This is a genomic window from Streptomyces sp. NPDC026589 (assembly GCF_040638385.1).
In the GTDB taxonomy this organism is placed as follows: Bacteria; Actinomycetota; Actinomycetes; order Streptomycetales; family Streptomycetaceae; genus Streptomyces.
In genome coordinates, this window is record NZ_JBEZYG010000044.1 from 1 (window position 1) to 24,328 (window position 24,328).

Annotated in this window: 24 protein-coding genes; 1 reads left to right on the forward strand and 23 read right to left on the reverse strand. The window is 72.2% G+C overall.

Features of this window, described 5'->3' with window-relative positions; translation table 11 throughout:
* Positions 1-418 precede the first annotated feature (418 nt).
* The 11 genes from AB0F29_RS39710 to AB0F29_RS39760 form a co-directional block, all read right to left on the reverse strand.
* Positions 419-1,036 carry an NAD(P)H-dependent oxidoreductase gene (locus AB0F29_RS39710; RefSeq protein ID WP_361883346.1) on the reverse strand — a complete coding sequence of 206 codons (618 nt, stop codon included), beginning with the start codon at positions 1,034-1,036 and terminating at the stop codon, positions 419-421.
* A 159-nt stretch (positions 1,037-1,195) separates the two neighbouring features.
* Positions 1,196-2,194, reverse strand: a complete 999-nt coding sequence (locus tag AB0F29_RS39715; RefSeq protein ID WP_361883349.1) for a glutathione S-transferase C-terminal domain-containing protein — start codon at positions 2,192-2,194, stop codon at positions 1,196-1,198.
* Complete coding sequence (locus AB0F29_RS39720; protein ID WP_361883352.1) at positions 2,191-3,840, reverse strand: ABC transporter ATP-binding protein; 1,650 nt, start codon at positions 3,838-3,840, stop codon at positions 2,191-2,193. Before AB0F29_RS39720 ends, AB0F29_RS39715 begins: the two co-directional genes overlap by 4 nt.
* Positions 3,837-4,613, reverse strand: a complete 777-nt coding sequence (locus AB0F29_RS39725) for an ABC transporter permease (RefSeq protein WP_361883355.1) — start codon at positions 4,611-4,613, stop codon at positions 3,837-3,839. The genes AB0F29_RS39720 and AB0F29_RS39725 overlap by 4 nt, the downstream gene beginning before the upstream one ends.
* Positions 4,614-4,687: 74 nt before the next feature.
* The gene (locus tag AB0F29_RS39730; RefSeq protein ID WP_361883358.1) at positions 4,688-5,632 is read right to left on the reverse strand and encodes an ABC transporter permease; all 945 of its coding nucleotides are present in this window, start codon (positions 5,630-5,632) and stop codon (positions 4,688-4,690) included.
* Positions 5,629-7,266 carry an ABC transporter substrate-binding protein gene (locus tag AB0F29_RS39735; protein ID WP_361883361.1) on the reverse strand — a complete coding sequence of 546 codons (1,638 nt, stop codon included), beginning with the start codon at positions 7,264-7,266 and terminating at the stop codon, positions 5,629-5,631. The genes AB0F29_RS39730 and AB0F29_RS39735 overlap by 4 nt, the downstream gene beginning before the upstream one ends.
* Positions 7,267-7,321: 55 nt before the next feature.
* Positions 7,322-8,239, reverse strand: coding sequence for an LLM class flavin-dependent oxidoreductase (locus AB0F29_RS39740; RefSeq protein ID WP_361883364.1), 918 nt, complete (start codon positions 8,237-8,239; stop codon positions 7,322-7,324).
* Between the two features lie 175 nt (positions 8,240-8,414).
* On the reverse strand, positions 8,415-9,038 hold the full coding sequence (locus AB0F29_RS39745) for a TetR/AcrR family transcriptional regulator (RefSeq protein WP_361883367.1): 624 nt from the start codon (positions 9,036-9,038) through the stop codon (positions 8,415-8,417).
* 138 nt (positions 9,039-9,176) lie between these two features.
* The gene (locus AB0F29_RS39750; RefSeq protein WP_361883370.1) at positions 9,177-9,527 is read right to left on the reverse strand and encodes a DoxX family protein; all 351 of its coding nucleotides are present in this window, start codon (positions 9,525-9,527) and stop codon (positions 9,177-9,179) included.
* A gap of 80 nt (positions 9,528-9,607) precedes the next feature.
* The gene (locus AB0F29_RS39755) at positions 9,608-9,808 is read right to left on the reverse strand and encodes a hypothetical protein (protein ID WP_361883373.1); all 201 of its coding nucleotides are present in this window, start codon (positions 9,806-9,808) and stop codon (positions 9,608-9,610) included.
* A 180-nt stretch (positions 9,809-9,988) separates the two neighbouring features.
* Complete coding sequence (locus AB0F29_RS39760; RefSeq protein WP_361883376.1) at positions 9,989-11,542, reverse strand: MFS transporter; 1,554 nt, start codon at positions 11,540-11,542, stop codon at positions 9,989-9,991.
* An 89-nt stretch (positions 11,543-11,631) separates the two neighbouring features.
* On the opposite strand from AB0F29_RS39760, the gene AB0F29_RS39765 reads away from it, so the two are divergent.
* Positions 11,632-12,294 (forward strand): TetR/AcrR family transcriptional regulator, encoded by a 663-nt coding sequence (locus AB0F29_RS39765; RefSeq protein WP_361883379.1) that lies wholly within the window; start codon positions 11,632-11,634, stop codon positions 12,292-12,294.
* Between the two features lie 81 nt (positions 12,295-12,375).
* Here AB0F29_RS39765 and AB0F29_RS39770 read toward each other — a convergent pair whose 3' ends face one another.
* The 12 genes from AB0F29_RS39770 to AB0F29_RS39825 all read right to left on the reverse strand — a co-directional run bounded on the left by AB0F29_RS39770 (position 12,376) and on the right by AB0F29_RS39825 (position 24,293).
* Positions 12,376-12,861 (reverse strand): nuclear transport factor 2 family protein, encoded by a 486-nt coding sequence (locus AB0F29_RS39770; RefSeq protein ID WP_361883382.1) that lies wholly within the window; start codon positions 12,859-12,861, stop codon positions 12,376-12,378.
* Between the two features lie 10 nt (positions 12,862-12,871).
* Positions 12,872-13,126 carry an acyl-CoA carboxylase subunit epsilon gene (locus tag AB0F29_RS39775; RefSeq protein ID WP_361883385.1) on the reverse strand — a complete coding sequence of 85 codons (255 nt, stop codon included), beginning with the start codon at positions 13,124-13,126 and terminating at the stop codon, positions 12,872-12,874.
* Positions 13,127-13,157: 31 nt separating this feature from the next.
* Positions 13,158-14,705: an acyl-CoA carboxylase subunit beta gene (locus AB0F29_RS39780; RefSeq protein ID WP_361883388.1), complete on the reverse strand. Its 1,548-nt coding sequence runs from the start codon at positions 14,703-14,705 to the stop codon at positions 13,158-13,160.
* Complete coding sequence (locus tag AB0F29_RS39785) at positions 14,702-15,580, reverse strand: 4'-phosphopantetheinyl transferase superfamily protein (RefSeq protein ID WP_361883391.1); 879 nt, start codon at positions 15,578-15,580, stop codon at positions 14,702-14,704. The genes AB0F29_RS39780 and AB0F29_RS39785 overlap by 4 nt, the downstream gene beginning before the upstream one ends.
* Positions 15,577-16,851 carry an MFS transporter gene (locus AB0F29_RS39790; protein WP_361883394.1) on the reverse strand — a complete coding sequence of 425 codons (1,275 nt, stop codon included), beginning with the start codon at positions 16,849-16,851 and terminating at the stop codon, positions 15,577-15,579. Before AB0F29_RS39790 ends, AB0F29_RS39785 begins: the two co-directional genes overlap by 4 nt.
* A gap of 10 nt (positions 16,852-16,861) precedes the next feature.
* Entirely contained in the window at positions 16,862-17,773 is a 912-nt protein-coding gene (locus tag AB0F29_RS39795) for an alpha/beta hydrolase (RefSeq protein ID WP_361883396.1), read from the reverse strand.
* 76 nt (positions 17,774-17,849) lie between these two features.
* Positions 17,850-19,283 carry an NDP-hexose 2,3-dehydratase family protein gene (locus AB0F29_RS39800; RefSeq protein WP_361883399.1) on the reverse strand — a complete coding sequence of 478 codons (1,434 nt, stop codon included), beginning with the start codon at positions 19,281-19,283 and terminating at the stop codon, positions 17,850-17,852.
* A complete protein-coding gene (locus AB0F29_RS39805; protein WP_361883402.1) occupies positions 19,280-20,287 on the reverse strand; it encodes an NAD-dependent epimerase/dehydratase in 1,008 nt (335 codons plus the stop codon). Before AB0F29_RS39805 ends, AB0F29_RS39800 begins: the two co-directional genes overlap by 4 nt.
* Positions 20,278-20,889, reverse strand: a complete 612-nt coding sequence (locus AB0F29_RS39810) for a dTDP-4-dehydrorhamnose 3,5-epimerase family protein (RefSeq protein ID WP_361883405.1) — start codon at positions 20,887-20,889, stop codon at positions 20,278-20,280. Before AB0F29_RS39810 ends, AB0F29_RS39805 begins: the two co-directional genes overlap by 10 nt.
* The gene (locus AB0F29_RS39815; protein ID WP_361883408.1) at positions 20,886-21,626 is read right to left on the reverse strand and encodes a class I SAM-dependent methyltransferase; all 741 of its coding nucleotides are present in this window, start codon (positions 21,624-21,626) and stop codon (positions 20,886-20,888) included. Before AB0F29_RS39815 ends, AB0F29_RS39810 begins: the two co-directional genes overlap by 4 nt.
* On the reverse strand, positions 21,619-22,740 hold the full coding sequence (locus AB0F29_RS39820) for a DegT/DnrJ/EryC1/StrS family aminotransferase (RefSeq protein ID WP_361883411.1): 1,122 nt from the start codon (positions 22,738-22,740) through the stop codon (positions 21,619-21,621). The genes AB0F29_RS39815 and AB0F29_RS39820 overlap by 8 nt, the downstream gene beginning before the upstream one ends.
* Before the next feature lie 71 nt (positions 22,741-22,811).
* Positions 22,812-24,293: an FAD-dependent monooxygenase gene (locus AB0F29_RS39825; protein ID WP_361883414.1), complete on the reverse strand. Its 1,482-nt coding sequence runs from the start codon at positions 24,291-24,293 to the stop codon at positions 22,812-22,814.
* Positions 24,294-24,328: the final 35 nt, after the last annotated feature.

The window sequence follows — 24,328 nt, forward strand, 5'->3', positions numbered from 1 at the left end:
GGCAACCCGCCGCCGGCCGGCGTTCCGACGAGCGACACCTGGCCGGTCGTGCACGCACTCCCCTACGCCGTGGTCTGCGCCTGCCTGATCACGGGTGCGTTCATGCTGCTCGCGCTCAGGAGGTTCCGCCGCATCACTCTCGGCTGAGGAAGACCCTCCGGCGACGGGGCGAGCGGGATGCCCCAGCCCGCCCGGGTCCGGTGACCAGGACGACAGGAGCCGTATGACGGGAGACTGTCACGTACGGATCCGTGGGAGCCCGGGGGTGAAACTCCCCCGGGCCGCCCGACTGCCGCCGGTCGGTGCGGCGCCGGCACGTCCACTCCGGCAGGCCTCCTACTGCCCCTACGGGGCCCCGTAGGCCGGGGCCCCGTAGGGGCATGGGTTCGCCGTCAGGGGCGAACCGGAGCGGCCGGTGTCAGGCCTCGGTCGCGGCCTTCTGCGCGACCGTCGCTCGGACCTGCTTGAAGGACTCGGCCCAGAGGACGAGGTCGTCGAGCAGCTCGTGGAGGGTGGCCTCCTGGTGCTCGCCGGGGGTGATGTCGCCGGGGAGGGTGGGGTCGGTGATGGCGAAGTCGGTGAAGGCGGAGAGGGCGACCTGGCTGCTGACCGTGGCGACCTTCAGCTCGGCCAGGACGCCGCGCAGGTGCTCGACGGCGCGGGTGGCGCCGTGGACGCCGTGGCCGACGAATCCGGCCGGCTTGTGCGCCCACTCGCCGTGCAGGAAGTCGATGGCGTTCTTCAGCGAACCGGGAAGGGAGGCGTTGTACTCGGGGGTGACGAAGACGAAGCCGTCGAACCCGGCGATGGCAGCCGCCCAGCGCTTGGTGTGCTCGTGGGTGTACACACCGAAGGCCGCCGGCGCGGGCTCGTCCAGGTGGGGAAGGTTGAAGTCGACCAGGTCCACCAGTTCTACGGTGACGTCCTCGTTCTTGACGGCCGGGTGGCGTCCTGCGGCTTCGAGAACCCACTGCGCGGCGACCGCGGTACGGCGCGTGGGACGAGTGCTTCCGACGATGACGGCGATCCGGGTCATGGGTCCTGCTTTCTTCGCATTGACTGACACGATGTCATGTGCTCTGAAGGTACAACAATGATGGCAAACACTGCAACCATCGTTGCTCATGCTGGGGGTGGACAACGGCGGTGAGTGACAGGAGAGTTCGCCCGCACACCGCAGCGTCACACCGCGGCCTCACCGCCAGTCGAGGTCCGCGGGGTCGACGTCGATGTGCCGGACGCCGTCGGCCCGCTCGGGAGGCGGGCTCATGCGGTAGGCGCCGAAGTCGGTGGTGCCCCGGAAGGCGGGCAGGCGGTACAGGCCGCGTGCGTACGCCCACAGGTGCGGGAAGGCCCGGAGGCCACCGCGGCAGATGCCGCCGACCGGGTTGTAGGCGAGGTCGAACCGGGCGAGTGTCGGCCAGAGCCGGACGTCCGGTTCGCTCACCGCGTCACCGAGCAGGTATCTGCGGTCCGCGAGCCGGGCGTCGAGCGCCTCCAGCGCCTGGCACACCCGCTGTCGCGACGACTCGTACCCGGCCTGCGTCCCGGCGCCGTCGACGCGGTACACCCCGTCGTTGACGTTCTCGTAGAGGTACTCGTTCAGCTCGTCGATCTCGGAGCGGAGCGGTTCCGGCCGCAGGTCCGGACCCGGAGCGGCCCACGCGTCGAAGGCGGTGCACAGGTCGGTGGTGATGTCGCCGGAATGGTTGCTGACGATACGGCCGGTGCGGCGGTCCCAGAGCACGGGGGTGGATATGTGGCCCGGGTAGCCGGGCTCGGTCGCCTCGTACGCGTCAAGGAGCAGCCGGAACCCCCTGACCGGGTCAGGGCCTCGGCGTTCCCTGAACGCCCATCCCCTGCCGTCCCGTTCGTCGTCCACGTAGGACAGCGTGACGACCTCCTCAAGCCCCTTCAGCTTGCGCACGATGGCGGCACGCTGTGCCCAGCCGCAGCTCCACGCCGCCCAGAGGTGGTAGCGGCCCGGCTCGGCGCGGTACCCGCTGCTGCCGTCGGCGGTGATCCTGCCACGGAACGGGTAACGGGGACGCTGCCAGCCCTCGGCCCCCTCGGCCACCCTTCCGGGTCCGTACGGACCGTACGTTCCGATGTCCGCGGGGCTGGCGAAGGCCGGGGCGCCGCTGTCCGAGGGGCCGGTGGAGACGGGGATGTCGCTGTCCGCGGTTCTGGTCATATGAGCACCTTCTCGGGCAGGTCGGGTACGGCGGAGAGCAGTTCGCGGGTGTAGGCGTGGCGGGGCTCGGTGAAGACGTCCTCGGTGTCACCCGTCTCCACGGCGCGGCCGTCCTTGAGTACCACTACCCGGTCGCTGACCTCACGCACCACCCGCAGGTCGTGGGAGATGAACAGACAGGCGACGCCGTGCTCGGCCCGCAGCCCGTCGAGGAGCCGCAGGATCTCCGCCTGGACCGTGACGTCGAGCGCGGAGACCGGCTCGTCGCAGATGAGGACGCGCGGCCGCAGCACCAGGGCACGGGCGATGGCGACGCGCTGGCGCTGTCCGCCGGACAGACGCAGCGGCCTGCGTTCGAGCAACGCGGCGTCGAGGCCGACCTGTTCGAGCAGTTCCGCCGCTTGCTCCCGTCGCGACGCCCGGGAGGGCTTCCGGTCCCGGCCGGCGGTGAGGGCCTCCTCCAGCACCCGCCGGACGCTGAAGCGGGGGTCGAAGGAGCCCAGCGGGTCCTGGTGCACGGTCTGGACGGACCGCCGGATCTCCCTCCGTTCCCGGGCCGTCCGCTCCTGCCAGGTCCGGCCGTCGACGAGCAGTCGGCCGTCGTCGGGCCGGATCAGGCCGGTGACCAGCCGGGCGAGGGTGGTCTTGCCGGAACCCGACTCGCCCACGAGGCCGAGCGTCTCGCCCGCACGCAGCGAGAAGGACACGTCCTCGACGACGCGCCGTCCGCCGTACGAGGCGTACAGCCCCCGCGCTTCGATCAGCGGCGTCCCGTCGCCGGCCGCCGGGCCGGTGGGCGTGGCCGTCGCCGGACGCGCGACGTGGTCCCGGGCGCGCCGCAGCCCCGTGGGCACGGCGTCGCGCAGCTGGCGGGTGTACGGGTGCCGCGGGGTCGTGAGGAGCCGGCGGGCGGGGCCCTCCTCGACGACGAGGCCGTCCTTCATCACCATCACACGGTCGGCCAGCTGCGCCACCACGGACAGGTCGTGGCTGATGAGCAGCAAGGCCGTGCCGGCCGCCTTTCGCTCGGCGAGCAGTCGCAGGATCTGGGCCTGGACCGTCACGTCGAGCGCCGTCGTGGGTTCGTCCGCGACGATCAGCGGAGGGTCGCAGGCCAGGGCGCAGGCGATGAGAGCACGTTGCCGCAGTCCCCCGGACAACTGGTGCGGATACTGCCGGGCGCGCAGCTCGGGCTCCGGAGTGCCGGTCAGGCGCAGCAGCTCGACCGCACGGGCGGCGGCCTCCTCGCGCGAGAGGGGGCGGTGCAGCCGCAGGGCTTCGGAGATCTCCCGGCCGGTGCGGCGCAGCGGGTCGAGGGACACGAGGGCGTCCTGCAGGACGAGGCCGATGTGCCGGCCGCGTACGGCGCGCCACTGCCGGTCGCTGTAGCCGGTCGCGTCCTTGCCCGCGACGCGCAGCGTCTCGGCGGTGACGCGGGCGTCCGGCCCGGCGAGACCGAGGAGGCTGCGAGCGGTGACGCTCTTGCCCGACCCGGACTCGCCCGCGATCGCGAGGCACTCCCCCGGACGCACGGTGAACGAGACGTCCCGTACGGCGTGGGCCGGTGCGCCCCGCTCCCCCGGGAACGCGACGGACAGCCCGCGGACTTCGACGAGCGGCTGGTCCTGCGGCGGCGTACGGCTCACGTGGGCCTCCCTTCCAGGCGCCGCTGAAGCCAGCGGCCGGTGACGACGGTCGACAGCACCGTCGCCGTGATGGCGAGGCCCGGGAACACCGCGACCCACCAGGCGATGGCGAAGTAGTCCCGTCCGCCGCCGAGCATCGCGCCCCACTCGGGCGCGGGCGGTTGCGGGCCGAAGCCGAGGTAGCTCAGCGAGGAGACCGCGACGATCGCGGTGCCGACCTCGATGGTGGCGAGCACCAGGATCGGCCCGAAGGCGTTGGGCACGATGTGCCGGAGGACGATGACCGGCTCCCGCAGGCCGAGTGACCTGGCGGCCTCGACGTAGCCGGAGTGCCGGATCGCCAGGGTCTGCACCCGGACGAGCCGCGCGTACAGCGGGATGCTGTAGACGGCGATGGCGTACAGGGTTCCCACGGTGCCGGGCCCGGTGACACCGAGGATCAGCAGAGCGAGCAGCAGACTCGGCAGCGCCAGGACCATGTCGGCCAGCCGCATGACGACCTCGTCGGCGACGCGGCCGCCCAGTCCCGCCAACAGGCCGAGCAGGGTGCCGCACACGACGGCGAGGGCGGTGGCGCCGATGCCGGTCAGCAGTGAGGGGCGCGCTCCGTGGACGATGCGCGTGTAGACGTCCCGCCCGTTGGCGTCCGTGCCCAGCGGGTGGTCGGCGCCGGGCGGTCGCAGGGTCTGGCTGATGTCCGAGGCGGTGGGCGAGCCGTCGGCCAGCAGGCCCGGGACGGCCGCGGCGAGCGCGATCAGGACGAGGAACGCCATGGCGGACCACAGTCCGGGACGGATGCGCGGCGCACGACGACGGAGCGCACGGACTCGGAGCGGTGCCGGGATGGTCACGCGGTACCCCGCAGGCGGGGGTCGACGATCCGGTACACCAGGTCGAGCAGGGCGCTGACGGTGACGTACACGGCCGCGCTGAGCAGCACGACCCCCATGACCACGGGCATGTCCTTGTCCTGGACGGCGGCGAGGACGAGCCGGCCCACGCCCTGGCGGTTGAAGACCTGCTCGATGACGACCAGCGCCCCGATGAGGCTGCCCAGCATCCAGCCGGCCAGCGTGACGACGGGCAGGAGTGCGTGCCGCAGCGCGTGCCGCAGCCGGACTCCGGCGTCGGACATGCCGCGGGCCCGCGCCGTGAGGACGAACGGTTCGTCCAGGGCGGTCTCCAGCCCTTCGCGCATGACCTGGGTGAGGAGCGCGGTCAGTGGCACCGCCACGGCCACGGCGGGCAGCACGAGGCCCGCCAGGCCCTCGCCCCCGGCCGCCGGGAACCAGCCGAGCCGGAAGGAGAAGAAGGTCAGGAGCAGGATGCCCACCCAGAACGTGGGTACGGAGACGCCGACCAGCTCCACGGTTGAGGAGAACCCGCGCAGCCACCGGGCCCGGCGGGCGGTGAGCAGGGCGAGCACCGTGGAGGCGACCAGGGCGAGTACCAGGGCCGTCAGTGCGAGGGCCATGGAGTCGCCGGCCTGGGAGCCGACCGCGGAGGCCACGGACCGGTGCAGCTGGTAGGAGTGCCCGAGGTCACCGGTCGCCACGTTCCCGAGGTAGGTGCCGTACTGGACGAGGAACGACTGGTCGAGCCCGTAGTCCGCGACGATCTGCGCCCGGACCTGCGGGGTGACGGTGCTGGTGCCGATCAGCGCGTCCTCGACGCTTCCCGGAGTGAGCCGGAGGGCTGTGAAGGAGACGGTGACCGCGCCCCACAGGACGAGTACCGAGGTACCCAGGCGGACCAGGACCGCGCGCACCCGATGGTGTCGCACGGTCGTCACGGGGCCCGCCACGCGTCGTCGAAGGTCGGGTACGCCTGCGGGTCCCAGCCGAGGCCCTGCACCTTGTCGGAGACGCCCACGACCGCGTTGGTGACGTAGACGGGGAAGGCGGCCGACTCGGCGGCCACCCGGCCCTGCACCTGACCGTACAGCTGCTCGCGCCGCTCCGGGTCCGAGTTCGTGAGGGCCTCCTCAAGCAGGGAGTCGGTCTCCTCGTCGTCGTACCGGGCGGCGTTCTGACCGAACTTCTCGGGGGTGGCGATGCTGTCCGAGTGGAAGAGGTTCCGCAGGGCGTCGCCGTCGGCGCGGGTCCAGCTGAGGTCCATGAGGTCGTAGTCGCCCTTGGAGTACCGCTGGATGAGCTCGTTGAGGGTGCCCTCGACGAGCTTCAGCTCGATGCCCAGTTCCTTCGCCTCGGCCTGGATCTGGGCGGCGAGGGTGGAGCGCTGTTCCCGGGCACCGCTGGCCTGCACGAACGGCCAGCGGACGGTGAGGCGGCTGCCTTCCTTCGTCCGGTATCCCTGATCGTCGCGCTCGTCCCAGCCCGCCTCGTCGAGGAGCTTTGCGGCGCCCTTCGGGTCGTACCCCAGCTTCCGCGGAACGGGGGGAGCGCCGGGGGTGCTGGGGGACAACGGCGCGTGGGCCCGGTCGAACGCGCCGAAGTAGAGCTCCTTGACGACGGTGGTGAAGTCGATGCCGTCCCGGAACGCCCGGCGGACCCTGACGTCCTTGAAGACACCGGCACCGGTGTTCGGGTAGTAGGTGTACGCGCCGCCCGGCGCCTGGTGCTTCGCGGTACGCAGCCGCGGGTCGGAGTCCACCTGGCGGACGGCGGACGGCGGCACCTGCGCGATGGCGTCCACCTGGCCGCTGGTCAGTGCGCCCACCCGGGCGGAGTCCTCGGTGACGACCTGGAGTTCGAGACCCTTCAGCCGGGCGGGGCCTTTGCGGCTCCTGGTCCCGGGCGCCCAGTCGTAGCCCTCGTTGCGCCGGTACTCGGCGCCCTTGCGCGGGGTGAAGTTCTCCATGACGAACGGCCCCGAGCCGACCAGCTTCCGGGAGATCGACTCCGCCCCCCGGCGCAGCGCCGCGGGCGACTGTATTCCGAGGTAGGCCGTGGAGAGCGCGGCGAGGAACGGCGCGTGCGGACGTTCCAGGGAGACCGCGACGGTGTGTGGTCCGGTCACCTTCGTGCCCCGGTAGGGCTCGATGTAGCCGGCCGCCATCTCGGACTTCGTCTTCGGGTCGACGACGTGGTCGAGGTTGGCCTTGACCGCTTCCGCGTCGAACGGCGTCCCGTCGTGGAACGTGACCCCTTCCCGCAGGGTGAACGTGTACGTCTTCCCGTCGGCGGAGACGCTCCAGGACTTGGCCAGCCAGGGCCGGATCCGGCCGTCCGCGTCCATCGAGACGAGCGAGTCGAGCACGGGCCGCGCGAAGAGCGCGGTGACGTCCTGCGGGCTGGCGTGCGGGTCGAGGTTCACCGGTTCGGAGTTGACGGCGTAGGTGAGGGTGCCGCCGCTGACCGGCCGGCCCGGGTCCGCGCCCCCCGCGGCGCCGCTGTCACAGGCGCTGAGGACGAGTGCGGAGCATGCGAGCAGGGCGAGGGTTCTGAGCGGGCGGATTGCCTTCATGAGGAGTGTCTCCTGGCGTAGCGCGTGGGGCGGCGGACGAGGTGTCCAAGCGGCGTCAGCCCTTGGCCAGTGCCTCGCGGACCGCCGGGACGATCTCGGTGGCCCAGCGGCCCAGCGAGACGTCCGTGGGCGCGGGATCGGCGAAGTCGAAGAACACGAACCCGCCGGCGCCGTGTTCGAGGACGGCGCGGGTGAGTTCCTCGACCCACTGGCTGACGGACCCGCCGGCCCAGCGGCCGTCCTCGTCCCGGGTCCGGGGCAGCGGGTGGTCGGTGATGCGACCGGGGAGGTTGAAGATGGTCTCGATGTCCGCGGGGTCGCGGCCCGCCGCGGCCGCGGCCTCGTCGATGCGCGGCCGGGAATCGCGGTACAGCTCGCTCGCCCAGTCGGAGGCGTGCCCGGGGAACCACCCGTCGGCCACCCGCCCCGTGACGGCCAGGGACTTCGGGCCGACGGAGCCGGTCCAGACGGGTGGGGCCGGGACCGGGGACGGCTCGGCCCGGTCCAGGGAGGTGAACTCGCCCTCGAACGTGACCGGTGCTCCTCCCCCGGAGAGCTTGCGGATCACGGTGACCGCCTCTTCCAGCGCCCGGACGGCCTGACCGGGGGTGAGCCGGGGCACGCCCAGGCGCACGATGTCGTCCCCGGAGCCGCCCGCCCCGAGCCCGAGCGCGACCCGGCCGCCGGAGAGTGCCGACAGCGAGGTGATCGAGCGGGCCAGCATGGGGGCGGGGCGGCTCGGCAGGTTGGTGACGTTGACGGCACCGGTGAGGTGGGAGGTGCTGCCGAGGACGACGCCGAGGACGGCGTACGCGTCGAGCCTGCCGCCCACGTGGGGGTGGTCGGAGAGGGTGAAGAGGTCGAGTCCGGCACGGTCGGCCTGAACGGCGTACCGGAGCAGGTCGGCGGAGTCACCGACTCCGGCGCTCCAGGGACCGAATCCGAACCGGACGGTACGTGCGGATGCCGACATGGCTGCCTCTCTCTGTGCCCAACACCGGTGCGCGCGCGGAGGTGAACGACCTTCGCGGTGTTCGTAAGCCTTGTCGCTGCCGGTGTGCGGCTCAAGAGAGGGCGATGCAAATGTTGACGCGGTTACGTCAGGTGAACGTCATGCGGCGTCGGGCACGCCCGTCCCCGAGGTCCGGTCAGCGCGGCAGGTAGCCGCGCAGGAAGGCCCGGACGCCGGAGCGGACAAGGCTGCTCACCTCTTCGGCAGGCAGCGGCAGCGCTCCGTAGTAGGAGCGGTCGATGATCTCTCCCGAGATCAGCTGGAGGAAGTGCACCGCGGTCTGGCGCGGGTCGTCGGTCCACAGCATGCCGTCGTCCGCCAGGGCTTGGAAACGCTCCCCGAGGGCGCTCTCGACCCGCAGCGGCCCGGCCTCCTCCCATGCCTTCAGGAGCTCGGGTGGCAGGTGCCCCACCTCCGCCCGCAACTGCCTCACCAGCGCGAAGTGATCCGGGAAGGTGCCGAGCGGCTCGACCCAGGCCCGTCCGAAGTCGACGAGGTCGTCCTCCAGGTCGGTGACCTTGCGCAGCCAGCGGTCGATCACGTCGAGCTGCGCGTCGTGGATCTGGACCGCGCCCTCCTCGACGATGATGCGAAACAGCTCGGCCTTGCCGTTCTCGAAGTGGTTGTAGATCGTCCGGGTGGAGACCCCCGCCTCCTTGGCGATCGCGTCGACACTGGTACGCGTGTACCCGTCACGGCCGAAGACCGCGCGGGCCCCGCGCATGATCGACTCCCGCTTCTCCACCATCCTGCCTGCCACGAAGCATCCTTTCCCAAGCCCTTGTGTCCACGGCGGCTGACAACGGACACCACCCGCATCGTATGCAATGGCCGAGCCCGCTCAGGCCCGCACGGCGTCGCCCGTGCGGGCCTGAGGAGCGCGGCATTCCGCGCACCGTCACACCGTGGCGAGTCCGAGGACCACCGGGGCAGCCGCCAGCAGGACGAGGACGACCGGCACCGGAGCACCCTTGGCGTCCTTGACCCGCAGGTGGGAGATGACCGCGCCGATGAAGAAGAGCACCACACCGATCGCGGCGGCGATGCCCAGCGGCCGGTAGAAGATGCCGATCAACAGGCCCACGGCGCCCGCGAACTTCAGCAGGGCCAGCATGGGGATCCAGCTCTTCGGCACGGCCAGCCGGTCGAGTGTCTCCATGATGTCCTTGTCCTTGACCAGCATGCTGCGGCCGGAGAAGGCCAGCAGGATCGACAGCAGGACGGCGACGACGACGTAGGCGATGAACACGGTTCCTCCAGGAAGCGGATGGGCGGGCGGGTACGGGCACGGGTACGGGTCGAGGGGTCTCGCGCTGGAGCTGTCGCGGATCAGGCGGGGGGCGGTGACGCCGCGTCGAGCCGGTTCAGCTCGTCGGCGCCGAGCAGGATCGAGGCGGCGGGGAGGTCCTCACGGCCGGGAAAGGTGTGGGCGAACCCCGCCGTCGTGTCCGGCCGGCCGCTGAGCAGCCCGCGGCCGTTGGGCGAGAACGGCACCACCCCGACGCCGAGTTCGGCGCAGAGGGACACCATCGTCGGAGGTGTCGATCATGGTGGCGCCGAGGTCCAGCGCGTGGTTGACGATGGTGCTCGCCTCGGCCCGGCCGGCCGCGGCGGCCGATTCGGTCATCCGCATGCAGCCCAGTCCCTGGAGGGGAACCACGAGGCCGGTGCCGCCCATGGACGTCGTCGGCAGTGTCGTGGGCACAGCCGTCACTCCTTCTCGTTCACGGCGGTTCCGGCCGGCTGCGGGGCGGGCGCCGGGTCCTCGCGGTGCGCGGGCCGGGGGCCGATCAGACGGTGGACCACCAGGGCCGACACCGCGCACAGGGCGGCGACCGCCCACAGCACGACATGCCAGGCTTCGGTGTACTTCGCGGTCAGGAACTCGGTGCGGCCCCCGCCCAGGTCGCCGGCGGCGACCCGGCCGGCCACCTCACGTCCACCCACGGACGACTCCATCAGGGTGATCAGGAGGGCACCGAAGATCGCGAGGACCAGGGCGTTGGCACCGCCGCGCATGGTGTTCAACAGCCCCGACGCCATGCCGACCCGGTCGGGGGCGACGTGTTCCATCGCCTGCGCGTCGATGAGGGCGGCGGCCAGACCGTTGCCGACGCCGAGCAGCACCAGCGGTCCGACCAGGTTGGCGATGCCCGAACCGGGGGCGAGAACGGTGAGCCAGGCGTTGCCGCCGGCGATCAGCCCGATCGCCAGGATGATCAGCAGCCGGGGCGGCGTGCCCTGGTTGACCAGCTTTCCGGCCAGGGGGGGCACCAAAAGGACCGGCAGGGTCATCGCCAGCATCATGGTGCCGGCGTCTCCGGCGGAGTAGCCGCCCGCACCCTGCAGGTACGTCGGCAGATAGACCAGGACGCCGACCGTGCCGACGGCCATGGCGAGCGCGGCCAGCAGCCAGCCCGTGAACGGACCGCCACGGAGCAGCTCCAGGTCGAGGACCGGCGTATGGGCGCGCCGCTCGACGACGACGAACAGCGCGAACATCAGCAGACCGGCGCCGACACAGCCCAGCACCTTCGGGCTGGTCCAGCCGGACGAGGCCACCAGGTTGGTGCCGTACATCAGGCCGATGATGCCGAGCATGAAGGTCAGGCTGCCGGCCAGGTCGAACCGGGAGCGCTGCTCGGCCGCGGACTCGGACATGAACAGCGTGCCCGCCACGAACAGCACGCCCACGGCGGCGAACGCGGCGAACATCTCACGCCAGCCGACGGTGCTCACCAGCCAGCCCGCGAAGGTCGGTCCGAAGGCGAGGCCGACCCCCACGGTGGTTCCGACCATGGCGAAGGCCCTGATCCGGGCGGCGCCCCGGAAGGTGCTCGCCAGGATGGCGCCCCCGCACGCCATCACCGCCGCGGCCCCCACCCCTGACAGGGTGCGGGCCGCGTCGAGGACCAGCACGTGCGGCGCCAGAGCGGCGCCGAAGGTGCTGAGCGTGTAGAGCGCGGCCCCGACCCGGAAGATCCGGCGCCGGCCGAACAGGTCACCGAGTGATCCCGCCACGAGCATCAGGCACGAGGCCGCGAGGAAGTAGCCCGTGACCACCCATTGCAGAGCACCACCGCTGCCGCCGAGGTCGGCGGCGATGCGGGGCAGCGCGACGCTGGTGCCGGACATGGCCATCGGGATGATCAGGTAGCCGAGGAGGACGGACCCGAGGGTCAGCCCGGCCTTGACTCTCCCGACGGGAGGAGGGGGCGCCCCTGAGGGCAGCTCGGCGCCGTCGAGCTTCCGTGATTGGCTCATAAAGGTAAAGTACAACCTGTATGCGAGCAAGTAAAGTACTCGCTGTAAGGGCAGGGAGCTAACGTAGCGGTTCACGAGGAGGCGCCACGATGACGGACACCGGAGAGCCCGGCCGAGCACGACCTCGCAAGGGATACCCCGCGAAACGACGGGCCATCCTGCGTGCGTCGCGGAAGGTATTCGGCCAGGCCGGCTACGGGGGCGCGAGCATCGACGAGATCGCCGCCAAGGCGGGTGTCTCCACCCGCACGATCTACAACCACTTCGTCAGCAAAGAGGAGTTGTTCGCCACCGTCGTCACGGACAGCACCGAACAGGTGGCCGCCTCGCACGAGGCGATGACCCTGCGCCACCTCGGCGGCGTCACGGCCGGCGATGATCTGGAGGCCGACCTGATCAGGCTGGCCAGGGACTGGGTGCGGCCCCGACCGGAGTTCACCGACCACTTCGCGATCGTCGGCCGGATCAGCACCGCCGGCGACGACTTCCCGCCTCATCTTCGCGAGACCTGGCAGAAGGCGGGACCGCTGCGCGTCCAGCGCATCCTCGCCTCCTGCATGGCCCGACTCGCCGAACGCGGGTTACTGCGGGTCTCCGACGCCGACTTCGCGGCCCAGCACTTCGTGGTGCTCGTGACCAACACCTGGGGCCGGGGCCCGGCCGGTGCGGACGCGATGTGCGAGGAGGAACTGGTCGCCATGGCGACGGCCGGCGTGCGAGCGTTCCTGCACGGGTACCTTGCCCGGAGCTGAGGCGGCGCGGGTGGGGGGCGCCGGCCGCGCCCCCCCGGCTGCCCGGTCCCGGCCCGCCCCCGCTCCCCGGCCGCCCCCGGGTCAGTGACCGGCGGCCGGCCGCTGCCCGGCGTGCCACACCAGGTCGAAGGCGAACCTCCGGATCCGCCAGCCGGCGCCGGTGCGCACGAGGTCGGCCTCGTAGTGGCCGCCGATCTCGAAGTGCTCGGCCGCCGGCTCCTCACGCCTGCTGACGTGCACGGCCATCAGGTGGGCCCGTACCCGTGCCCGGTCGTGGTCGCCTTCCGGGTAGAGCTGGACCTCGTAGTTCCCCGCGAGGTGATGGGTCCGCTCGAAGTTCGTACGAGCCATCCGCTGGAAGCCCGTCAGCCCCTCGAAGCCCTTGTACTCACCGAAGGGAAAGGCGAGATGGACGTCCTCGGTGAAGACCGAGCCGAACCAGGTGTCCTCGTGGCGGCTCCGGTCGAGGTGGATGACGTAGAGGTCGCACACCTCGGTCACCTCGGCGCGGTCGGTGAGCCGCAGTATCCGGGTGCGCAACTGGTCGAGTTCGTCGTGCGTGGTCATGACAGTCCTCTCAGAGGGTGCGGGCACGGTGGTGGGCGGCGGCGGAGCGCCAGCCGTGCGGGGCCACGTAGGCGGGGGTGCGCTCCGGCCGCTGCCACCGGGCCGTCGCCCGATGGCGGCGGGACAGGTCGTCCGGCTCGACGCCGGCCGCGGCGGCCCGGGACAGCAGGACGGCTGTGAGGGCGGCCAGTTCCTCGGCGTCGGGAGCGCCCCGCTCGATCCGGAACAGGTTGCTGGGGGTATCCACGTCGGTCGTGTGACGCATGGTCAGCTCCTCCTGGCGGCAGGGTCGGACATCACTGGGGCGGGTTTCCGTGCTTGCGGTGCGGCAGGTCGACGTCCTTGGTGACGAGCATGGACAACGTTCGGCAGAGCACCGAGCGTGTCTCCCGTGGGTCGATCACGTCGTCGACCAGGCCGCGCTCCGCGGCGTAGTACGGGTGGACCAGTTCGCGCCGGTACTCCTCGATCTTCTCGGAGCGTGTCGCGTCCGGGTCCCGCGCGGCGGCGATCTCACGGCGGAAGACCACGTTGGCCGCGCCCTCGGCGCCCATCACCGCGATCTCGTTGGAGGGCCAGGCCAGCGCGACGTCCGCGCCTATGGACCGCGAGTCCATGACGATGTAGGCGCCACCGTAGGCCTTGCGGAGCACCACCGAGATCCTCGGAACGGTCGCGTTGCAGTACGCGTAGAGCAGCTTGGCGCCGCGCCGGATGATGCCGTCGTGCTCCTGGTCGACACCCGGCAGGAAGCCCGGCACGTCGACGAGGGTCACCAGCGGGATGCTGAAGGAGTCGCAGAACTGCACGAACCGCGCCCCCTTCTCGCTGGCCTTGATGTCCAGTGCGCCCGCCATGAACAGGGGCTGGTTGGCGACGACGCCGACGACGTGGCCGTCCTGCCGGGCCAGCGCGCAGACGAGGTTGGGCGCCCAGGAGGCGTGCACCTCCATGAACTCGCCGTCGTCGACAATCTCCTCGATCACCGCACGGATGTCGTAGGAGCGGTTGCCGTCGGCCGGGACCAGGTCGAGCAGCGCGTCGCAGGGTCGGTCCACCGGGTCCTCACCGCGTACCCGGGGCGGCAGTTCCCGGTTGTTGGAAGGCAGCAGGGACAGCAGGTAGCGGACCTCGGCGAGGCAGGTCTCCTCGTCGTCGTAGACGAAGTGCGCCACACCCGAGACGCCGGCGTGCACGTCCGCGCCGCCCAGTTCGTTCTGCGTGACCTGCTCGCCGGTGACGGCCTGGACCACGTCGGGGCCCGTGATGAACATCTGGGAGATGTCCCGCACCGCGAAGACGAAGTCCGTCAGCGCCGGCGAGTACGCGGCACCTCCGGCACACGGGCCGAGCATCACGCTGATCTGCGGGACGACTCCGGAGGCGCGGGTGTTCCGCCGGAAGATCCCGCCGTACCCGGCGAGTGCCGAGACGCCCTCCTGGATCCGGGCGCCGGCTCCGTCGTTGAGCGAGACGAGAGGGGCGCCCGCGGAGATCGCCATGTCCATCAGCTTGTGGATCTTCTGGGCGTGGGCCTCGCCCAGAGCTCCGCCGAAGATACGGAAGTCGTGGGCGTAGACGAAGACGGTGCGCCCCTCGACGGTGCCCCAGCCGGTGACCACACCATCGGTGTAGGGCCGCTTGGCCTCAAGGCCGAAGCCGACCGCCCGGTGCCGGCGCAGCGCCTCCACCTCGGTGAAACTCCCCTTGTCGACGAGGAGTTCGATGCGCTCGCGCGCGGTCAGCTTGCCCTTCGCGTGCTGTCGTTCGGTGGCCTTCGGATCAGGGCCCCGGTGGGCTTCCTCCTTGACCCGGAGCAGTTCCTCGAACCTGTCGGTCGTCATGGCCTCGGCCATGTCTCCCCCTGTCGTCGTGGTCGGGACGGGCTTGGTCCGGGCCGGCCGGGTGCCGGCTCTGTCGTGCACAGGGCCGGCTCGACCCCGCCGAGCAGCTCGGCCGCCTGACGGCCCGGAAGGTGCAGGAACGCGTGGGGCAGTTCGCGCAGAACGGCTCGGGCGGGGCCGGTGCCGGCGGCGAGGGCCCAGGCGGCCGCGTGGTCCGGGCAGCCGGGCAGATCCGCCACCGACCAGCCCAGCGCGCCGGCCGAGCGGCCCGAGGCGTGGTGTGTGCCCAGGTAGGGGGCCGCGCCGACGCCGTGGCTCAGTCCGGTGCCGACCCCCTTGAGCAGGGCTTCCTTGCGGGTCCACAGCTCGGCGAAGGCGCGGGGCCGGGCCGCCGCCGGCAGTTCGAGCAGCTCCCGCTGCTCCGTCGGGTGCAGGACCGGCAGGCACAGTTCCACGGTCCGGGCGGTCGGTAGCCGCTGCACGTCCACGCCCACCGGTGTCCGGGCGATGCCGATCAGGGCGAGGCCGTGGCTGTGGGAGAGCGAGAAGTGGAGCCCCGGCGGACCGGCCAGCACCGGACGCCCGTGCGGCCCCGCACACCGCGGGCAGGCGTCCTGGCGCAGATCCAGGAGCGCGGGGGCGACGCCGGCGTACGCGGACAGCAGCCGGCGCAGGGCGAGGTGCGCGCGGACGTAGAGCAGCCGCCCGGCGGGCCGGACGAAGGCGGCGGCCCGCCGCCGCTCCGACGGGCTCAGCTCCGCCGCGGCGGCCGCCGGCACCTGTGTTCCCTCAGGCGTGTCCAGCGCCCACAGGTGCACGTCGCCGGCCGGCGTCTCCATGCGGGGGCCGACGGGGAGATCCCGTGGGTAGGTCATGTGCCGTTCTCCGTCGGGTGCGCAACCTTGGACGCGGGGACGGGCCGCGGGTCCGGCGCCGGTCGGGACCGGCGCTCCACGACCAGGGCGACCAGCGCGGCCGCCGTGGAGACGAGGCCACCGACGACCAGCCCGGAGCGGGCGCCCAGCGCCTCGGCGAGGAGGCCCACCAGCAGGGCGCCCAGCGGGGTGGAGCCCTGGAGGATCAGGGTGTAGAGGGCCATCACCCGTCCCCGGTATCCGGGATCGCTGCCGAGCTGGATGCGGTGGTTGGCGGCCTGCACGAAGTAGATCGACGCGAAGCCGGTGAGGCCCAGCAGGACCACGGCTGAGGTGAAGCCGGGGGCCCCGCCCGCCGCGGTCTCCAGCAGGCCGAAGGCCAGCGCGGACACCAGGACCGTGCGGGCCGGTGGCCGGCCCCGGCGGCCGGTACCGGCCAGCGCCGCCAGCAGGGAGCCGGCCGCCAGCGCCGAGGTGAGCAGCCCGAAGGAGGTGGCGTCGGCGTGGAAGACGGTCTTCGCCATCAAGGGGAGGGTCAGCTGGAAGTTGAGACCGGCCAGGCCGATCACCGCGACCAGGAGCGTGGGCGACAGCAGATCCGGCCGGCTCGCCACGTACCGGAGTCCGTCGAGGACACCGCCCCGCCCGGCGGGCCGCTCGGTCCGGTGCAGCTCGGAGGTGCGCATCCGCCGCAGACCGACCACCGTGGCCAGGTAACTCACCGCGTTGAGCAGCATGACCGGGCCGGGCCCCATCACGCCGATCAGCAGTCCCGCCAGGGCCGGTCCGGCCACCCGGGCCGTGTTGAAGTAGGCCGCGCTGAGCGCGGAGGCGTTGGGCAGCAGCCGGGTGCCGACCAGTTCGCTGACGAAGGCCATCCGGGCCGGTATCTCGAAGGCGTTGACCGTGCCGAGGGCGAGCGCGAACAGGTGGATGTGCCACAGCCGGGCCCCACCGGTCAGTTCCAGCACCGCGAGTCCCAGGGCGAGCGCGAGGGAGACCAGGTTGGCGACGGTGAGCAGCATCCGCTTGTCGTAGCGGTCGGCGAGCCGCCCGCCGTACAGGGTGAACAGCAGCAGCGGACCGAACTGCAGGGCCGTGACCACGCCCAGGGCCGCGGCCGAGTCGTCGCTGAGGGCGAGGACCATCCAGTCCTGGGCCACGACCATCATCCAGGTGCCCGCGGCGGACACGAGCTGGCCGGCCGCGAAGAGACGGAAGTTGCGCACCGACAGGGAGCCGAACACCGTGGTCCGAAGCCGTCCGAACATGCCGCCGCCCTCAACGTCCGGGCGGAGCGCTCTCGCGCAGGGCGAGGCACTCCTCCAGGAAGCCCAGAGCGCGCAGGTGGTACGAGCGGGCGGCCCAGCCCAGGCTGACGTTGTGGCCGGCGCCCGGGAGCCGGTCGACCGTAACGGAGCGTGCTCCGGCCAGGTGTCGTCGCAGCTCGGCCACGGCCTCCTCGTCGTGGCGCCACCACGCCTCGTACTGGGCGAAGGTGAGGCGCACCGGTACCCGCACCCGCCCGGCGACCGAGGCGAAGATCTCCGGCCAGGCTCTGGCCTCCCGGCGCTCCAGCAGCGGCATCGGGGCCACCCGCGCGCCGCTGTCCCGGAACGCGCCCGGCGGGTAGAGGCACAGCTTGCCCCAGGTCCGGGGCCAGGGGCCGTGGCCGTACTCGTCGGGAAGGGTGTCGAGCGGTACGGCGTACCGGTGCCCGGAGCCGGAGATGTCCAGGCCCAGCAGCCCGTGGCCGGCCTGGCGGGCGGCGGCGGTGAGGGCGAGCTTGCCGCCGTAGGAGTGGGCGAGCAGGAAGATCCCGGCGCCGATGGGACGGGTCGCGGCGTAGGCGTCGAGGGCGGCGGCCAGACGGTCCGCCTGGTCGGCGAGGCTCAGACCGTCGGGCAGGGCGGCGGCGGAGGCGCCGTAGCCGGGGCGGTCCGGTGCGAGGACGGTGTAGCCGAGGCGGGCGCCGAGGGCGAGCAGGGACTGCCCGGGGTGCGCCTGTCCGTCGAAGTAGCCGGAGTTCATGCCGCCGCCGTGCAGGGCGACGACGGTGGCACGCGGAGCGGTGTGCTCCGGCTCGGCGAGCAGCGCGGACAGGCCGAGGCCCGCCGCGTCCAGGGTGATCCGGCGGACGCCGGGTGACAGGGCCGGCATGGCCGGGAGCACCGCGGGGACGTGCGTCGTCATCGGTTCCTCGCCTCTCCTCGGGGACGGCACGGCGTCGGGCCGGCGGCCGTCCCGCCCGGGCTGTTCCGGCTCCGGTTCACCCGGGACCCGCCGGGGCGCCGCCCGCGCCCTGGAGCCGTACCGCGCCGGTCTCCAGGCAGGCCAGGAGGGTCCGCGCCTGGACGTTGACGTAGTGGCCGTGGCCGGTGAGCGCGCGCAGCTGGGCCGGCGTGGCCCACTGGTACCCGGGGGGCGGGGTCAGCGGAGTCTCGGACTCGTCGGTCTCGATGAACAGGTAGCGGCTCTCGGCGTTGAGGAAGCGTCCGCCCTCCTCCGAGTGCACGGCCGCGTAGCGCACCCGGTCGGCCGGGGGATCGAGCGCCAGGTCCAGGAACGGCGGCCGGTCCCGGGAGGGGAGGTGCGCCCAGTTGCCGGGCGTGGCCTGGACGGTGGGCGCGATCTCCACGGTGTCCAGGAAACCGGCCTCCACCTTGGCGTTGACCAGCAGGTGCGGCAGCCCTTCGAAGGTGCGGTACAGAAACGCCGTCACTCCGGTGCCGGTGGGTTCGATCAGTGGTTGGTCCCAGCCGCCGACCTCCCGGCTGCCGGCCTCGACGCGCACGCCCACCACCCGGAAGTAGCGGCCGTCGTCCCGCTCGATCACGTCGTCGCCGTACCGCCAGCCCCTGATGCCGGCCAGCGGGACGCGCTGGACGTCCACGTCGTGGCGGGAGCGTTCGACGGTGAACCAGGACTGCAGTTCGGCGTCGGTGAGCAGCGCTCCCCCGTCCGAGGGCGGCGCGGGGAAGCAGGCGAGGACGGTGCGGGAGTCCATGTTCACCACGTTGTCGCGGCGCAGCAGCCGGCCCAGCTGGCCGAGGGTGAGCCAGCAGAAGTCGTCGTGGAGCGGGACGTCGGTGCCCGGGTCGGCCTCGACGAGCATGTTCCGGTTGGACTTGCGGAAGAACCAGGAGCCGTGCTCGGACTGGAGCACGTCGGTGAGAACCCGGCCGCGCCCCTCGCCTGCGAAGTACTCCAGGTACTTCACCCGTGAACCGCGGTGCACGGCGGAGTAGTTGCTGCGGGTCGCCTGCACGGTCGGGGACAGCTGGAGGAGGTTGCGGTTCCCGGGCTCCATCTTGGCCTGCATCAGGAAGTGCAGGACTCCGTCGAACTCCTTGGCGAGGAGGCCGAGGATACCGACCTCAGGCTGCCGGATGACGGGTTGCTCCCAGGTGTGGGCCGGGCCCTCGCCGACCGAGGCGGACAGCCCCTCGACGCTGAAGAACCGCCCGGTGTGATGGACCAGGTTGCCGGTGCCCTCGGCGAAGGACCAGCCGTCGAGGCGGTCGAGCCGGACCCGGTCCACCCGGAAGCGATGGGCGCGTGCCCGGCCGGCGAGCCAGGCGTCGACGTCGGCCGTGCTCAGGAAGTGGCCGTCCGCGGTGGCGGCCGAGCGGGCCAGCCGGGCCGCCAGTTCCGGATCGGTGCGCGGCCGCAGCGGCGGCGCCAGGACGGCGGGCGCGGTCACGACAGAGCCCCCTCGCCGCCGTCGGCCTGGAACGCCACCGTGCGCCGCAGCGCCTCGTCCAGGCTCGTCCGGGGCTGCCAGCCGGTCACGGCACGGAAGGCGGAGGAGTCGACGGTGACGCTGCGGAAGTCGCCGGCCTCGGCGTGCGCGGGCGGCTCCACGGACACCACGGGTACGGCCGGCTCGCCCGTACGGCCGGCCGCCAGGTCCGCCACGGTACGGAACACCTCGCCGAGCGGGCGGCCCGAACCCGTGCCGAGCAGCCAGTGGCGGCCGGCCAGCTCGTCGATGTGGTCCAGGGCGGCGATGAAGGCGCGGGCGGCGTCCTCGACGTAGAGCAGGTCGCGCCGCACGGTTCCGTCGTGCCACATCGTCAGGGGCTCCCCGGACAGGGCGCGGCGCACCATGGCGGAGACGACCCCCTTGTCCCGGGCCGTGGAGGACGGGCCGTAGCCGAAGACGGTGGGCAGCCGGAGGGAGGCGGCGCGCAGGACACCCTCGGCGTCCGCGTCCAGCAGGAGCCGCTCGGCACGGAGCTTCTGCCGGTCGTACGCGCCCTTGGGCCGGTCGCTCTCCGTACCGTCGAGCACTTCCTTGTCCGGCGGGCCGACCTGCGAGGCGGCTCCCGCGAACAGCACCCGCACCGGTGGGGCGCCCTCGGTACGGCGGGCGCGCAGGGTCTCGACGACGTCCTGGGCCACGCCGACGTTGAGCCGCTCGGCGCCGGTGTCGCCGTCCTCGACGCGCCAGGTGGTGGCCCCGGCGTTGTGGAGCAGGGTGTGCACCACGACGTCGGCGCCGTCCAGCGACTCGGCGACCGCTCCGGGTGCGGTCAGGTCGGCGGTGCGCACCTCGACCCTGTCGCCGGCACCCTCCGGGACCGGGGCCGGGCGGCGGGAGACGGCCCGGATCCGGACCGGCTCGGCGGCGAGCTCGCGCAGCACCGCGGAGCCGACGAAGCCGGTGGCGCCGAGCAGCACGATCAGCGGGGGTGTCACGGCCACAGCTGGGCCTCCACTTCCAGGCAGGCGTCGTAGGAGGGCAGCAGGCCCCGCTCACGGGCCTCGGCGAGGGTGGGCGCGGACAGGTCCCGCTCCGACTGTGCGGGCGGCGGTCCCCCGGGGAGCGGCAGGCCCAGCTCGGGGTCGAGCGGGGAGACGGCGCGTTCGTTCTCCGGGACGTAGCCCTCGGACATGACGTAGACGATCATGGAGGCGTCCTCCAGGGAGAGGAAGGCGTGACCCACGCCGACCGGGACGTACAGAGCACGGCAGTCGTCGCCGCTGAGCTCGGTCGTCTCCCACTTCCCGAAGGTGGGTGAGCCGGTCCGCAGGTCGATCAGGAAGTCCCGCACCCGGCCGTGCGGACAGTAGACGTACTTGGCCCGGCCGGGCGGGGTGGCGGTGTAGTGGATGCCGCGCAGGACGCCGGCGGCCGACAGGTTGTGGCTGATGTCCTTGACCGGGAACAGCGGCCGGCCGGTCGCCTCGGCGAACGCCGCGCTCTGGAAGGGGCTGGAGAACAGGCCCCGGTCGTCCTTGTAGACGGCGGGGGTGAACTCGAAGGCGCCCTCGATCCCCAGCTTGTGCACCTGCACGACGCTCACGCACCTTCCTGCTTGACGCCGACGAAGAGGCCGTTGCCGGCGTACTCGCCCTCGATGAACTCCACCGTGAGTCCGGCCCTGGTGAAGGCCGACTCGTAGTCCTCGCGGCCGTAGAGGGCCATGACGTGCGTGTCGGAGAAGTGCTCGATGCCCTGCCCGGGCCGCGCGACGACGTAACTCACGTCCATCCGGCTGGCGTCGCCCTTCTCGTGGAGGACGGTGTGGGAGACGCGGGCCACGGTCATGCCGTCGTGGGTGACGACGCTGCCGCCCACGTGGTCGGGGGTGAAGTTCTCCGGGAACCACCAGGGTTCGAGGAGGACCACCCCGCCCGGCACGAGGTGGCGGGCGAACGACGCCAGGGTGGCATCGAGGTCCTTCTGCCCGGAGAGGTTGCCGATCGCGGCGAACAGACACACCACCGCGTCGAAGCGGACGCCCAGGTCGAAGTCGCGCATGTCCGCGCGCTCGACCGGCACGTGCGGCACGGTGCGGCGCGCCACCTCCAGCATGCCCTCGGCCAGATCGATCCCCCGCACCTCGGAGAACTCCTCGGCGAGGTGCACGAGATGGCCTCCGGTACCGCATCCCACGTCGAGCAGGGAGGCGGCCCCGGGGTGGCGGCTGCGGACGTGTTTGGCGACCACCGCCGCCTCGGCCCGGTAGTCCTTCCCCCGGCCGTGGTAGATGGCGTCGTAGATCTCGCCGACGTCGTAGATCCCGGCGTGCTCAGACACGGGCGAGCACCTCGCGCAGGGCGTCGACGACCTTGTCCTGGACGCCTTCGTCCAGGGACGGGTACATCGGCAGGGAGAAGATCTCCCCGGACAGCCTCTCGGTCACCGGCAGGGACCCCTCGGCGTATCCGAGGTGGGCGAAGCCGGACATGGTGTGCACGGGCCACGGGTAGCTGATGTTGAGGTGGATGTCGTACGCCTTGAGCGCCTCGATGACGGCGTCGCGCCTGGGGTGGCGGACGACGTAGACGTAGTAGACGTGCGTGTTGCCGGGCTGGGTACGCGGCAGCAGCAGCCCGTCCCCTCCCGCGAGGTCGCCGAGGCGTTCCTCGTAGCGGCGGGCGACGGCGTTGCGGCCGGCGAGGTAGGCGTCGAGCCGGGTCAGCTTGCGGCGCAGGATCTCCGCCTGCACCTCGTCCAGGCGGGAGTTGTGGCCCGGCGAGCGCACGACGTAGTAGGTCTTGTCCATGCCGTAGTAGCGCAGCTGCTTCATGGCACGGTCGGTCTCCTCGTCCGCCGTGATCACGGCCCCGCCGTCACCGTAGGCCCCGAGGACCTTGGTGGGGTAGAAGGAGAAGGCGGCCGCGTCCCCCAGGGTGCCGGTGAGCTCGCCGTGGTGGCGGGCGCCGTGCGACTGGGCGCAGTCCTCCAGGATCTTCAGCCCGTGCCGCTCGGCGATGCGTCGCAGCGGGGCCATGTCGACGCTCTGGCCGTAGAGGTGGACGGGGAGCAGCACCTTGGTGCGCGGGGTGACGGCGGCCTCGACCTGGTCGACGTCCATGAGGAAGTTGTCCTCGCGGACGTCCACGAACACGGGTGTGGCACCGGTGCCCGCGATCGCCACGACGGTGGGCGCGGCCGTGTTGGAGACGGTGACGACCTCGTCCCCGGCTCCCACGCCCAGCGCCTCCAGGGCGAGCTTGAGGGCGTTGGTGCCGTTGTCGACGCCGGTGGCGTAGGGCAGCCCGTGGTAGGCGGCGAACTCGCTCTCGAAGCCGCTGACGCTCTCCCCGAGCACCAACTGGCCTGAACCGAACACCTTTTGGACGGCGTCCAGGATGTCGTCCTTCTCCTCTGCGTACTCCGGCAGATAGTCCCAGACTCGGGTGGTCACGCGATCGCCTCCTGCTTGACGTTGCTCGGGGTCGGGTCGGGGCCGGTCCGGTCCCGGTCCCGCGGTGCGGGTCAGCTCTCGTCGGCCGTGGACGGCCCGAACCAGCGCCGCAGGGCGGACTCGGCCCCGGCGCCGTCGGCCGAGGTCCAGACGACGTATCCGTCCGGCCGTACGAGCACGGCGGCCCCGGCGAAGGGGTCCGAGCGGGTCTCCGCCTCGTCGGGGACGGCGACGACGGTGACCACGCGGTCCTTCCAGCCGGCCGCGGTGCGGTGCAGTTCCTCGTCGCCCGCGGGGTCGATCAGCACGCCCTGGGCGGGGTGCAGCAGCTCGGCCGTGCTGGTGGTGGCGCCGGCGGAGGTGCGCAGGCGCCGCGGAGGCAGCCGACGACCGAGCAGCGGGTGCTCACCGGGTCCGAAGTCGTAGCGGATGTCGAGGTGGCTCACCGAGCCGGCCAGGTGCTTCTTGACCTCGTCGTGTGCGATGAGCTCGGTGAACAGCTCGCGCAGCGGGTCGGCCTCCTCACCGCCGAGGAAGACCATTCCCTGCGCCCGGGTGTTGTTGAGCAGCCGGACGCCGACCGCGTGCCGCTCCGTGTGGTAGGAGTCGAGCAGTCCCTCGGGGGCCCGGCCCGCCACCTCGGCCGCCAGTTTCCAGCCCAGGTTGACCGCGTCCTGCACACCGGTGCTCAGGCCCTGTCCGCCGGCCGGGAGGTGGATGTGCGCGGCGTCGCCGGCGAGCAGCACACGGCCGCGCCGGTACTCGGTGGCCTGGCGGGTGGCGTCGGTGAAGGAGCTGACCCAGGCGGCACCGCCGTGCGAGATGTCCTCGCCGGTGATGCGCTGCCATGCGTCGGCCACCTCTTCGAACGTGACCTTCTCGGCGCGGTCGCGGGCCGGTGTGCCGTGCGGGCAGACGATGATGCGGTCGACGCCTTCGCCCAGCGGGGCGGCCATCACCATGCCGCCCGTCAGCTTCTCGCCCAGGAACCGGGGCTTGAGATCGCAGCCGACGACGTCGGCCAGGTACATGCCGCGGGTGGCGGGGGTTCCCGGGAAGTCGAACCCGGCCGCGCCGCGCACCGTGCTGTGCCCGCCGTCGCAGCCCACCAGGTAGCCGGCGCTCAGCCGCTGTTCCCCCTCCGCCGTGCGGAAGGTGACCTCCACGCGGTCACCGTGGTCGGTGAGGGAGCGGAACTCCCAGCCGCGCCGGATGTCCGCGCCGAGGGAGGAGGCCCACTCCTCCAGCACCGCCTCGGTCTGCGACTGGGGTATGCCACGGGCTCCGAAGTGCGCGTCCTCCAGCACGGTGTAGTCGAACTGCACGCCGCCGAAGTGGCCCACCGGGCTGGTCTGCAAGCCCCCGAAACGGGGCACCAGGCCGCGCTGGTCGAAGGCCTCCCACGCGCGGGCGGTGAAGCCCAGTCCGCGCGACTGTCCCGTGGGCTCGTCCAGCGATTCCGCCACGACGACCCTGGCTCCGCCGAGGCGCAGCTCGCCGGCGAGCATCAGTCCGGTAGGCCCGGCACCGACGATGATGACGTCCGTGTCCACGATCGTCCCCTCCTGTCCATTGGCTGTCAGCTACG

Coding starts and splice junctions, on each gene's coding strand:
- AB0F29_RS39710 (WP_361883346.1), bottom strand. CDS start 1,036: ATGACCCGGATCGCCGTCATCGTCGGAAGCACTCGTCCCACGCGCCGT.
- AB0F29_RS39715 (WP_361883349.1), bottom strand. CDS start 2,194: ATGACCAGAACCGCGGACAGCGACATCCCCGTCTCCACCGGCCCCTCG.
- AB0F29_RS39725 (WP_361883355.1), bottom strand. CDS start 4,613: ATGGCGTTCCTCGTCCTGATCGCGCTCGCCGCGGCCGTCCCGGGCCTG.
- AB0F29_RS39735 (WP_361883361.1), bottom strand. CDS start 7,266: ATGAAGGCAATCCGCCCGCTCAGAACCCTCGCCCTGCTCGCATGCTCC.
- AB0F29_RS39740 (WP_361883364.1), bottom strand. CDS start 8,239: ATGTCGGCATCCGCACGTACCGTCCGGTTCGGATTCGGTCCCTGGAGC.
- AB0F29_RS39755 (WP_361883373.1), bottom strand. CDS start 9,808: ATGGTGTCCCTCTGCGCCGAACTCGGCGTCGGGGTGGTGCCGTTCTCG.
- AB0F29_RS39760 (WP_361883376.1), bottom strand. CDS start 11,542: ATGAGCCAATCACGGAAGCTCGACGGCGCCGAGCTGCCCTCAGGGGCG.
- AB0F29_RS39765 (WP_361883379.1), top strand. CDS start 11,632: ATGACGGACACCGGAGAGCCCGGCCGAGCACGACCTCGCAAGGGATAC.
- AB0F29_RS39770 (WP_361883382.1), bottom strand. CDS start 12,861: ATGACCACGCACGACGAACTCGACCAGTTGCGCACCCGGATACTGCGG.
- AB0F29_RS39775 (WP_361883385.1), bottom strand. CDS start 13,126: ATGCGTCACACGACCGACGTGGATACCCCCAGCAACCTGTTCCGGATC.
- AB0F29_RS39780 (WP_361883388.1), bottom strand. CDS start 14,705: ATGACGACCGACAGGTTCGAGGAACTGCTCCGGGTCAAGGAGGAAGCC.
- AB0F29_RS39785 (WP_361883391.1), bottom strand. CDS start 15,580: ATGACCTACCCACGGGATCTCCCCGTCGGCCCCCGCATGGAGACGCCG.
- AB0F29_RS39790 (WP_361883394.1), bottom strand. CDS start 16,851: ATGTTCGGACGGCTTCGGACCACGGTGTTCGGCTCCCTGTCGGTGCGC.
- AB0F29_RS39795 (WP_361883396.1), bottom strand. CDS start 17,773: ATGACGACGCACGTCCCCGCGGTGCTCCCGGCCATGCCGGCCCTGTCA.